The following is a 10,254-nucleotide window of genomic DNA, read 5'->3' as shown; positions in this document are numbered from 1 at the left end:
TCGGGCCGGTTACGGGGGGGGGGGGGGCGGGTCCCGGCCGGCCGGCGGGGGGTTCTCCCCCGCGGCGGGACCCCGGGGGGGGGGGCCCGGGGGGGGGCCCCCCCCCCCCTTCGGCGTTCCGGGGTCAGCGCAGCGCGGCCAGCACCGCGTCGGCCATCACCTTCTCGCCCGTCGCGTTCGGGTGGAACGGCACGGCGGGCGAGCCGGGCAGCGCGCCCTCGACCCAGCGGTCGTCCGAGCAGGCGTCGTGCCCGGCGGTCGGCGTCTGCGTGTCGACGTAGACCGCGCCGCTGCTCGCGGCGGTGGCCTTGAGCATGGCGTTGAGGCTGCTCAGCGTCCGGTACAGGTACGGGATGTCGCGCGGCGCGATGGGCTGGCGCAGCACGCAGGACGAGCCGTCGGCGGGCAGCACGGACGGGTAGCCGACCAGCAGGAGCTTGGCCTTGGGGGCCTTGGCGCGGATCGTGGCGATCGCGGCGGCGAGCCGGGGCTGCGCCGCGTCGATGCGGTCGGCGAGGTCGTCCTCGCCGTACTGCCAGTTCCAGCTGCTCCAGTCCCAGTGGCCGTGGTTGTAGACGTCCTGGCAGGGCGTGCCGAGCGGGTTGACGACGGCGCCGGCGATGCAGGTGGCGATGACGTCGCCGATGCCGATGTCGCTGGTGCCGAGGTCGTTGCCGCCGATGCCGAGGGTGATGAGGTCGGCGTCCGGGGTCACGGCGTCCAGCTGCGGGTCGTTGACCTTCAGGAACAGGTCGTACTGGGACTCGGTGACGTTCTTGACCTTGGCCGCGGCGCAGGTGACGTCGGTGTAGGCGCCCGCGTGGAGGGCGGCGGCGACGAGGTGGCCGTAGTTGTGGTCGGAGCGCAGGCACAGGCCGGCGGACTGGCCGGGCACGCCCGCGCCGGCGGCGTAGGAGTCGCCGAGCGCCACGTAGTGCTTCGGGGCGGGGGTGGCCGCCTGGGCGGTCGTCGTGGTGAGCGCGAGCGCGGCGCCGAGGGCGACGGCGGCGAGCGCGGAATTGCGGGCGCGGCGGACGCGCGAGCGGTGGGGCTGATTCCGGGCAGGGCGGAACACGGTTCCTCCTGGGGGAGAGAAACGACGAGGTGGGGGTCGTGCCAGCCGGGCGCCACAGCTACTCACAGGTAAGTTACTGCCAGGTTTCGTGCCCGTCCATCCTCGGCGGGGAATTTCTCGAAAATGCGTCAGATGGGGCCGCAGGTTATTTCGAATTACGCTCCGATGTGTATCGAAGGTATTTCCGAAACGCCCCGGAGCGGAATTGGTGCCACTGCTTGTCACCTGCGGCCGCCGCCGGTTGACCGGACGTCACCGCAGGCCGCAGTATCGGGCGCACAGCGACGGCGCCCGTCCCCCCGCGCCGTCCGCACCCCCGCGACGGAGGACTGCGCAATGGCCCTGGACGCCGACGTCATCGTCATCGGAGCGGGACTCGCCGGTCTCACCGCCACCGCCGAACTCGCCGACGCCGGACGGAAGGTGATCCTGCTCGACCAGGAGCCCGCGGCCTCCTTCGGCGGCCAGGCGCACTGGTCCTTCGGCGGCCTCTTCCTCGTCGACTCCCCCGAGCAGCGCCGGATGCGGATCCGCGACTCGCACGCCCTCGCCCTCCAGGACTGGCGCGGCACCGCGGGCTTCGACCGGCCCGAGGACGCCTGGCCGCGCCGCTGGGCCGAGGCCTACGTCGACTTCGCGGCCGGCGAGAAGCGGGCCTGGCTGCACGGGATGGGAGTGCGCTTCTTCCCCGTGGTGGGCTGGGCCGAGCGCGGCGGCTTCCTCGCCGACGGGCCGGGCAACTCGGTGCCCCGCTTCCACATCACCTGGGGCACCGGGCCGGGGCTGCTCGAACCCTTCGTCCGCCGGGTGCGCGCCGCGGCCGCCCGCGGGCTCGTCGATCTCCGGTTCCGCCACCGCGTCACCGGGCTCGCGGCCACCGCGGGCGTCACCGACACCGTCACCGGGGAGGTGCTGGAGCCCAGCGCGGCCGCCCGCGGCGAGGCCAGCTCACGGGACGTCGCCGGACGGTTCGAACTGCGCGCCCAGGCCGTGATCGTGACCTCCGGCGGCATCGGCGGCAACCACGAACTCGTCCGCAGGGCCTGGCCCGCCCGGCTCGGCACCCCGCCCGCGCGGCTGCTCTCCGGCGTGCCCGCGCACGTCGACGGCCTGATGCTCGGCATCGCCGGCGCGGCCGGCGGGAACCTGATCAACGGCGACCGGATGTGGCACTACACCGAGGGCATCGAGAACTGGGACCCGGTCTGGGCCCGGCACGGCATCCGGATCCTGCCCGGCCCGTCCTCGCTCTGGCTCGACGCGACCGGCCGCCGGCTGCCCGTGCCGCTGTTCCCCGGCTTCGACACCCTCGGGACGCTCGAACACATCATGGCCACCGGGCACGAGCACACCTGGTTCGTGCTCAACCAGCGCATCATCGAGAAGGAGTTCACCCTCTCCGGCTCCGAGCAGAACCCGGACCTGACCGGGCGGTCGGTGCGCGGCGTGCTCGGCCGCGCGCTGCCCGGCGCCCCCGGCCCGGTCAAGGGCCACCTGCGGCACGGGCCCGACTTCGTCGTCGCGGGCAACCTCCCCGACCTCGCCCGCGGCATGAACGCCAGGACCCGCCGGCCGCTGATCGACCCGGACGAGCTGCGCCGCACCGTCGAGGACCGCGACCGGCAGCTGGCCAACCCCTTCGCCAAGGACCTCCAGGTCACCGCGATCCACGGCGCCCGCCGCTACCTCGGCGACCGCCTGGTGCGCACCGCCGCCCCGCACCGCATCCTCGACCCGTCCGCGGCCCCGCTGATCGCCGTGCGCCTCACCGTCCTGACGCGCAAGTCCCTCGGGGGCCTGGAGACCGACCTCGCCTCACGCGTCCTGCGGCCGGACGGCGAGGTGCTCCCGGGCCTGTACGCGGCGGGCGAGGCGGCGGGCTTCGGCGGCGGAGGCGTGCACGGCTACCGCTCGCTGGAGGGGACGTTCCTCGGGGGCTGCCTGTTCTCGGGCCGCGCCGCAGGCCGCGCGGCGGCCGAGGCGACGGCCTGACGATCCGTCAGTTCGCGCCGGTGTGAACCTGCTTGTCGCGGCCGGAGCCGGCGGCGGCGACGAGGGCGGCGATCCCGTCGGCGAAGAACAGGAGCGGGCCGAGGACGAGCAGGACGATCGCGCCGGTCAACTTGCCCGGCAGGGGAGGCGTTTCGACATCGGTGCCGGTGTGCCAGACCACCCGCTCGCCGAGCTGCGCCAGGTCCACCGTCGCCGTGCCCTGCCGGTCCTGGACGAAGGCCTGGCCCGGCAGGACGGTGACGTCGACGTCGCGCGGGCACGAGCCGTCCACCGGCTTCCCGTTGAGCGTGAACCGCCCGGCCCGGCAGGTGATCCGGTCGCCGGCGAGGGCCATGACCCGTTCGAGGAAGGCGTGGTCCGTGGCCGGCGGGGTGCCGAGGTAGTGGATCTCGCCGCGCTGCACGTCTTCGGCCCGGACCCGGTCGGTGAGCAGCAGGTCGTCGTCCAGGGTCTTCGTCGCGTAGCCGGTGAGGAGCACGGCGAAGCCGAGGCCCACCGCGACCAGTCCCGCCGCCCGGAGCGCGATCCTCCGCAGCCGCTTCCCGTTCACCGGTCGGCCAGGCCCAGGCGCAGGTGGTCGACGTGGTAGACGGCCTGGTCGAGCAGCGCGGCCACGTGGTCGTCGTGCAGCGAGTAGACGACCGAGCGGCCGCGGCGCTCGCCGACGACCAGGCCGAGGTTGCGCAGCAGCCGCAGCTGGTGCGAGCACGCGGACTGTTCCAGGCCGACGGCCTCGGCGAGTTCGGTGGCGGCCATCGGGCCCTCCCGCAGCCGGCCGAGGATCAGCAGGCGGGACGGGGTGGCCAGGGCCTGGAGGGTGGTGGCCACCTTGGCCGCGTTGGACGCGTCCAGGCGCATCCGCGGTACGGCGCTGTCGGCGGTCGCATGTCCCATGGGGGCATCCTACGGACCGCCCGCGGGCGGACGGCACCCGCCGGTGGGCCGGAACCGTGCGGGTACGCTGCGGAGGCCGAACGGGCCGCCGACCAGAGGAGAAGCCGAACCCATGAGCCGCCGAGACCGCGACCGCCCGCGTGCCGCCGCCTCCCCGGTGACCGTCACGGTCTGCCGCGGGTGCTGCTGCGGCACCGAGCAGAAGCACCCGGGTGTGGACCACGCCGGGCAGTACGAGCGGCTGCGGACGGCGGTCGGGTCGGCGGGCCGGGTGCGGGCGGTCAAGTGCCTGGACGCGTGCACGCATTCGAACGTGGTCGTGGTGGGCCCGTCCGGCGAGGGGCGCGCGGCCGGGGGCCGGCCGGTCTGGCTGGGCTGGGTGCTGGCCGACGACATGATCGACGAGATCGCCGCGTGGGTGCACGCGGGCGGCCCCGGCCTGGCCGATCCGCCGGGCCTGCTCGACCTGCAGGAGGTCGCGGTCTCGCGCCGGATCCGCGAGGGCCTGCCGGAGTGAGGCCCCCGTCGTGACGGGGTCGCCCCGGTCATGCGCACACAAGTCTCACGCGGGGTCAACTGGCCCGACTAGCATGACCGGTGGCTCCGAGCGGATCCGCCCAGGGAGGAAGACGATGACCACGGTCTGCCGCATCTGCGCGGGCACCGGCCGCACCGCCGGCCTCAACTGCCGCACCTGCCAGGGCACCGGGACGACGGAGGTCGGCGGCGGGGGCGGCAACTGCTTCCTGTGCGACGGCACCGGGGTGTACGTCCGCTACCGGGTGGACGCGACCGGCGCCAAGCACGCCTACCGCGACGAGATCTGCCGCACCTGCGACGGCACGGGCAACCGCGCCACCACGAGCTGGGACGAGCCGTCCGGCTGAGGCCCGACGTCCGACGGCCGGTCATGTCCGCCACCACGGGGAGGCCATGATCCGGTGTCGGAATGGTCGTGGACATGATCTTTGCCTGGACTTGACCGGGTATTGGCGTCCGATTGGCGTTCGTGCACCTGTCCGTTCACCGCGCGTCCGTGCACGGGCCACGCGCCGCTGGAAGAGTCCCGCGCATGGATATCCCTCACATGGGCGTACCGGCCAAGCTCGCCGACCGCATGAGCATGGCCGAGCAGCACGAGTACCTGCGGGCCCGCTTCTCCCGTCGCCGGATGCTCCGTGCCGGTGCCGTCACGGTCGGTGCGGTCGCGGTGGGCGGTGCCCTGGGCAGCGGCACCGCCTTCGCGGCGCCGGCCACCCCGCAGCTGCTGACGGGCGGGACGGCGGACGGGATCGACGGTGCGGTGGTCGCGCCGACCGGCCGTCACCTCCAGTTCGGCGCCGAGCCGGACACCCAGTTCCGCATCTCGTGGCAGGTGCCGGTGCCGGTCAAGAAGCCGTTCCTGCGCTTCGGCAAGCACCCGTGGGACCTCGGCCACAAGGTCGAGGCCGAGGTCCGCGCCCTGCACACCCCGGCGCTGACCCCGACCGGCCAGCCGGTGGACCAGTACTACCTGCACGTGGCGCTGGAGGACCTGGAGCCGGACACCACGTACTACTACGGTGTCGGCCACCAGGGCTTCGACCCGGCCTCGCAGCAGCAGATCTCCACGCTGCACACCTTCCGCACCGCGCCCTCCCGCGACCACCGCTGGGGCAGGGTGTACGAGCCGTTCACCTTCACGGCGTTCGGCGACCAGGGCGTCAGCGCGCACGCGGCGGGCAACGACAACATCATCAAGGCCCAGAAGCCGGCCTTCCACCTGCACGCCGGCGACATCTGCTACGCCGACCCGGCCGGCTCCGGCACCGACCCGGACAAGGCCGTCTACAACGCGAAGACCTGGGACGCCTTCCTGGTCCAGACCGAGACGGTCGCCGCCGACATCCCGTGGATGGTCGCCTACGGCAACCACGACATCGAGGCCTGGTACTCGCCCAACGGCTACGGCGGCGAGAACACCCGCTTCTTCCTGCCGGACAACGGGCCGGACCCGCGCAACGTCCCCGGCGTCTACACCTTCCGCTACAAGAACGTCGGCGTCATCTCCCTGGACGCCAACGACGTCTCCTACGAGATCCCGGCCAACCTCGGCCTCTCCGCGGGCAAGCAGACCCGGTGGCTGGAGCGCACCCTCAAGGACCTGCGCGGCGACGAGACCGTCGACTTCATCGTCGTCTTCTTCCACCACTGCGCCTTCTCCACCACGGTCGCGCACGCCTCCGAGGGCGGCGTCCGCGAGGCCTGGGTGCCGCTGTTCGAGAAGTACCGGGTGGACCTGGTCATCAACGGCCACAACCACATCTACGAGCGCACCGACGCCATCCTGGGCAACAAGGTCTCCAAGCAGGTGCCGAGCGGCGCCACCATCGAGCCCGAGAAGGACGGCGTGGTCTACGTGACCGCCGGTGCCGCCGGGCGCAGCCTGTACAACTTCGCGACCCCGGACACCTACGAGGGCCACGAGAACCACCAGGACGAGGTCCAGAGCTACTACTGGAGCAAGGGGCGGGTGAAGACCCCCGAGACCATCCAGTGGTCGCGGGTGCGCTACACCGGCTACTCCTTCATCAAGGTCGACGTGACCCCGGCCCAGCTGGGCCAGAAGTCGGTCATGAAGGTCACCGCGCTGGCCGAGAACGGTACGCAGATCGACAACTACACGATCCTGCGCAAGGTCGGCGAGGGCTGGGACTCCGGCCGCGACGACGACGGCGAGGGCGGCGGCTGGGGCTGGTAGTCCCGCGCGGTCGTGACGGTGCCCCGGTGTCGAGGACCGACGCCGGGGCACCGGTGCGTCAGCGCCGGGGCCCGTACATGATCACGCCGACCCCGGCGAGGCAGACCAGAGCGCCGATCACGTCGTAGCGGGTCGGCCGGAAGCCGTCCACGGCCACGCCCCACAGCAGGGAGCCGGCCACGAACACCCCGCCGTACGCGGCCAGGACGCGGCCGAAGGCGCCGTCCGGCTGGAGCGCGGCGACGAACCCGTACGCGCCGAGCGCCACGACGCCCACGCCGGCCAGCCACCACGGCCGTTGCTCCCGGACGCTCTGCCACACGAGCCAGCAGCCGCCGATCTCGGCGAGCGCGGCGAGGGCGAACAGGGCGACGGAGCGCAGGACGGTCATGACGTGCCAGGGTATGCGTTCCGACGTGCCGGGGTGTGCGTTCCGACGTGCCGGGGTGTGCGCTCAGACCTGCCGGTACGTCGCCAGGAAGCGCCCGATGCGGTTGATCGCCGTCTCCAGGTCGTCGGCCCGGGGGAGGGTGACGAAGCGGAAGTGGTCCGGGCGGGGCCAGTTGAAGCCGGTGCCCTGGACGACGTGGATCTTCTCGCGGAGCAGCAGGTCCAGCACGAACTGCTCGTCGTCGACGATCTTGTGCACCGCCGGGTCCAGCCGGGCGAACGCGTACAGCGCGCCCTTGGGCTTGACGCAGCTGACGCCCGGGATCTCGTTGAGCGCCTTGAACGCGACGTCCCGCTGCTCGGTGAGCCGGCCGCCGGGCAGCACGAGGTCGTTGATGGACTGGTGGCCGCCGAGCGCGGCCTGGACGGCGAACTGCGCGGGCACGTTGGGGCACAGCCGCATGCCGGAGAGCATCGTCAGGCCCTCCAGGTAGTCCGTGGCGTGCTGCTTGGGCCCGGAGACGACCAGCCAGCCGCTGCGGAAGCCGGCCACCCGGTAGGCCTTGGACAGGCCGTTGAACGTCAGGGTGAGGACGTCGTCGGCGAGCGCGGCCAGGCAGTGGTGCTCGGTGTCGTCGTAGAGGATCTTGTCGTAGATCTCGTCGGCCAGGACCATCAGCTGGTGGCGCCGGGCGAGGTCGAGGATGCCCTCCAGGAGCTCCTTCGGGTACACCGCGCCGGTCGGGTTGTTGGGGTTGATGACCACGATCGCCTTGGTGCGGGCGGTGATCTTGGCGGCGATGTCCTCCAGGCTCGGGTACCAGTCGGCCCCCTCGTCGCACAGGTAGTGGACGGCCTTGCCGCCGGCCAGCCGCACCACGGCCGTCCACAGCGGGTAGTCCGGCATCGGGACGAGCACCTCGTCGCCGTCGTCGACGAGCGCCGTGACGGCCATCTGGATCAGCTCGGAGACGCCGTTGCCGAGGTAGACGTCGTTGACGTCGACGCCCTGCACCCCGCGCTGCTGGTAGTACTGCACCACCGCGCGGCGGGCGGGCAGGATGCCGCGCGAGTCGCTGTACCCGTGCGCCTTCGGGAGGTTGCGGATGATGTCCTGGATGATCTCCTCGGGCGCCTCGAAGCCGAACGGCGCCGGGTTGCCGGTGTTCAGCCGCAGGACGCTGTGTCCGGCTTCTTCCAGCGCGTTGGCCTGGTCGACCACCGGACCGCGGATCTCGTAGCACACGTCATTCAGCTTGCTGGACTGCCGAAACTCCACTGCGGCCTCCCGACCGTTACGGTCACACCCCGTTCGCGCTCTGCAGCTTTGTTCTACCAAGTAAGCACTTGGAAAGTCCAACCTTTTGGCTATGCTGATCCACATGTCACGCCGAAGCTACGACCAGTACTGCGCCGTCGCCCGCGCCCTGGACGCGGTGGGGGAGCGCTGGAGTCTCCTGATCGTCCGTGAACTCCTCCGCGGCCCGCGCCGCTACACCGACCTGCACGCCGACCTGCCCGGCGTCTCCACCGACATCCTCGCCGCCCGGCTCAAGCAGCTGGAGGGCGAGGACCTCGTGCTGCGCCGCCGGCTCGAACCGCCCGCCAGCGCCACGGTCTACGAGCTCACCGGGCGCGGCCGCGAACTGCGGCGCGTCATCGAGGCGTTGGGCGAGTGGGGCCTGCCGGCCCTCGGCGAGCAGCGGCCGACGGACGCGGTGCGGGAGCACTGGGTCACGGGGGCGCCGGAGGCCGTCGACGTGGTCGCGGCCGCCACCGGCTGACGGGGGGCGGCGGACGGCGCCGGCTGACGGGGGGTGGCGGACGGCGCCGCTCCGGTCCATGCGTACGATCGTCGGACCACGGAGCAGTCGGAGGAGAGCGGAGAGCGCCCGTGCCCACCACGTACCGCAGTTACGTCGCCGTCGGGGACTCCTTCACCGAAGGCATGTGCGACGACCTCATGCCCGACGGCCACTACCGCGGCTGGGCCGACCGGGTCGCCGCCGCGCTCGCGGACGAACCGGCCGAAGCGCCCGGCGCCGACGCCTTCCGCTACGCCAACCTCGCCGTCCGCGGCAAGCTCATCGGCCAGATCCACGACGAACAGCTCGCCGTCGCGGCCGGGATGGGCGCCGACCTCGTCACCCTCGCCGGCGGCCTCAACGACGTGCTGCGCCCCGGCTGCGACATCGCCGAGGTCGAGCGGCTGCTCGGCCGCTGCGCCGCCGGGCTGCGGGCCGGCGGCGCCACCGTCGTCATGTTCACCAGCACCGACCCCAGCCGCAGGATGGCCGGCGGCGCCCGGCTGCTGCCCGCGATCCTGCGGATGAAGGCCTTCGTGCACGAGCTCGGCCAGGACGACGGCATCGCCGTGGTCGACCTCTTCTCCGCACCCTGCTTCGACGACCGCCGGCTCTGGGCCGAGGACCGCCTGCACCTCTCGCCCGAGGGGCACCGCCGGGTGGCCGCCGCCGTCCTGGAGGCGCTCGGCCGCCCCGCCGGCTTCGACTGGCGCGCCCCGCTGCCGCCCGCCGCCCCGCGCGGCCGCGCCGAGAAGCTCGGCGCCGACGCCCGCTGGATCGGCTCCCACCTCGGCCCGTGGATCGGCCGCCGCCTCACCGGCCGCTCCTCCGGCGACGGCCGCCCGCCGAAGCGGCCGGAGCTGCTGCCCTACCGCTGACCGCTGACCGCTGCCCTACTGCCGCCCTACCGCTGAGCGCCGCCCTCCCGTGCCTCCGGCTCCAGGACGAGGCTCGCCATCGGGGAGTGGACCGTCCAGCCGAGCGCCGAGTACAGCGCGCGGCCGTCGGTGGTGCCGACCAGGACGGCCTGTTCGGCACCGGCCTCGCGGGCGGCGTGCTGGAGCGTGCCCATCACGATGCTGCCGAGGCCCCGGCGGCGGTGGTCGGGGGACGTGACGATCTGGTCCGGCACGGCGACCGGGCCCGCCAGGCCCGCCTGCCCCCGGGCGGCGAGGTGGCCGGTCGAGGTGCGGACCAGCGTGCGGACGACGCCGCCGCGGATCCACGTGGTGACGGTGTAGCCGGCCGGGGGGGGGGGGGGGGCGCCCGCCCCCGCGCCCCCCCCGCGCCGCGCGCCCCGCCCCCGCCCCCCCCCCCCCCGCGCCCCCGCCCGCGCG

11 protein-coding genes and 1 pseudogene are annotated in these 10,254 nt (G+C 73.3%); 6 read left to right on the top strand and 6 right to left on the bottom strand.

All coding sequences use genetic code 11. The annotated features are described in order from the left end of the window. Positions 1–124: 124 nt before the first annotated feature. On the bottom strand, positions 125–1,075 hold the full coding sequence (locus ACFV4G_RS23620) for an SGNH/GDSL hydrolase family protein (protein WP_380443501.1): 951 nt from the start codon (positions 1,073–1,075) through the stop codon (positions 125–127). Positions 1,076–1,198: 123 nt separating this feature from the next. Here ACFV4G_RS23620 and ACFV4G_RS23615 point away from each other — a divergent pair, with 123 nt between their 5' ends. Further along, positions 1,199–3,067, top strand: a complete 1,869-nt coding sequence (locus ACFV4G_RS23615; RefSeq protein WP_380443499.1) for an FAD-binding dehydrogenase — start codon at positions 1,199–1,201, stop codon at positions 3,065–3,067. Between the two features lie 7 nt (positions 3,068–3,074). Here ACFV4G_RS23615 and ACFV4G_RS23610 read toward each other — a convergent pair whose 3' ends face one another. Then, positions 3,075–3,638, bottom strand: a complete 564-nt coding sequence (locus ACFV4G_RS23610; protein WP_380443497.1) for a S26 family signal peptidase — start codon at positions 3,636–3,638, stop codon at positions 3,075–3,077. Next, complete coding sequence (locus ACFV4G_RS23605; RefSeq protein ID WP_359968280.1) at positions 3,635–3,982, bottom strand: metalloregulator ArsR/SmtB family transcription factor; 348 nt, start codon at positions 3,980–3,982, stop codon at positions 3,635–3,637. The genes ACFV4G_RS23610 and ACFV4G_RS23605 overlap by 4 nt, the downstream gene beginning before the upstream one ends. Before the next feature lie 112 nt (positions 3,983–4,094). Between ACFV4G_RS23605 and ACFV4G_RS23600 the strand changes: the two genes are divergently transcribed. The 3 genes from ACFV4G_RS23600 to ACFV4G_RS23590 all read left to right on the top strand — a co-directional run bounded on the left by ACFV4G_RS23600 (position 4,095) and on the right by ACFV4G_RS23590 (position 6,722). Further along, on the top strand, positions 4,095–4,499 hold the full coding sequence (locus ACFV4G_RS23600; RefSeq protein ID WP_380443495.1) for a (2Fe-2S) ferredoxin domain-containing protein: 405 nt from the start codon (positions 4,095–4,097) through the stop codon (positions 4,497–4,499). A 115-nt stretch (positions 4,500–4,614) separates the two neighbouring features. Next, positions 4,615–4,869 (top strand): hypothetical protein, encoded by a 255-nt coding sequence (locus tag ACFV4G_RS23595; RefSeq protein ID WP_380443493.1) that lies wholly within the window; start codon positions 4,615–4,617, stop codon positions 4,867–4,869. A gap of 185 nt (positions 4,870–5,054) precedes the next feature. After that, entirely contained in the window at positions 5,055–6,722 is a 1,668-nt protein-coding gene (locus ACFV4G_RS23590) for a fibronectin type III domain-containing protein (protein ID WP_380443491.1), read from the top strand. Between the two features lie 58 nt (positions 6,723–6,780). Here the strand turns inward: ACFV4G_RS23590 and ACFV4G_RS23585 are convergent, their stop codons facing one another. After that, positions 6,781–7,113, bottom strand: coding sequence for a YnfA family protein (locus ACFV4G_RS23585; RefSeq protein ID WP_380443489.1), 333 nt, complete (start codon positions 7,111–7,113; stop codon positions 6,781–6,783). Between the two features lie 63 nt (positions 7,114–7,176). Then, the gene (locus ACFV4G_RS23580) at positions 7,177–8,391 is read right to left on the bottom strand and encodes a pyridoxal phosphate-dependent aminotransferase (protein ID WP_380443487.1); all 1,215 of its coding nucleotides are present in this window, start codon (positions 8,389–8,391) and stop codon (positions 7,177–7,179) included. A 103-nt stretch (positions 8,392–8,494) separates the two neighbouring features. On the opposite strand from ACFV4G_RS23580, the pseudogene ACFV4G_RS23575 reads away from it, so the two are divergent. Both ACFV4G_RS23575 and ACFV4G_RS23570 read left to right on the top strand, forming a co-directional pair. After that, positions 8,495–8,845, top strand: a pseudogene (locus ACFV4G_RS23575) (winged helix-turn-helix transcriptional regulator); the annotation flags it as partial. Between the two features lie 161 nt (positions 8,846–9,006). Next, complete coding sequence (locus ACFV4G_RS23570) at positions 9,007–9,795, top strand: SGNH/GDSL hydrolase family protein (protein WP_380443485.1); 789 nt, start codon at positions 9,007–9,009, stop codon at positions 9,793–9,795. A 26-nt stretch (positions 9,796–9,821) separates the two neighbouring features. Here ACFV4G_RS23570 and ACFV4G_RS23565 read toward each other — a convergent pair. Beyond that, positions 9,822–10,254, bottom strand: a 433-nt coding sequence (locus ACFV4G_RS23565; RefSeq protein ID WP_380443483.1) for a GNAT family N-acetyltransferase, incomplete at its 5' end; no start/stop codon positions are given.

It is taken from the genome of Kitasatospora sp. NPDC059747, assembly GCF_042732955.1.
Classification (GTDB): domain Bacteria; phylum Actinomycetota; class Actinomycetes; order Streptomycetales; family Streptomycetaceae; genus Kitasatospora.
Note: the sequence above shows the minus strand (reverse complement) of the source record. Positions and strands in the feature narration are given on the sequence as shown.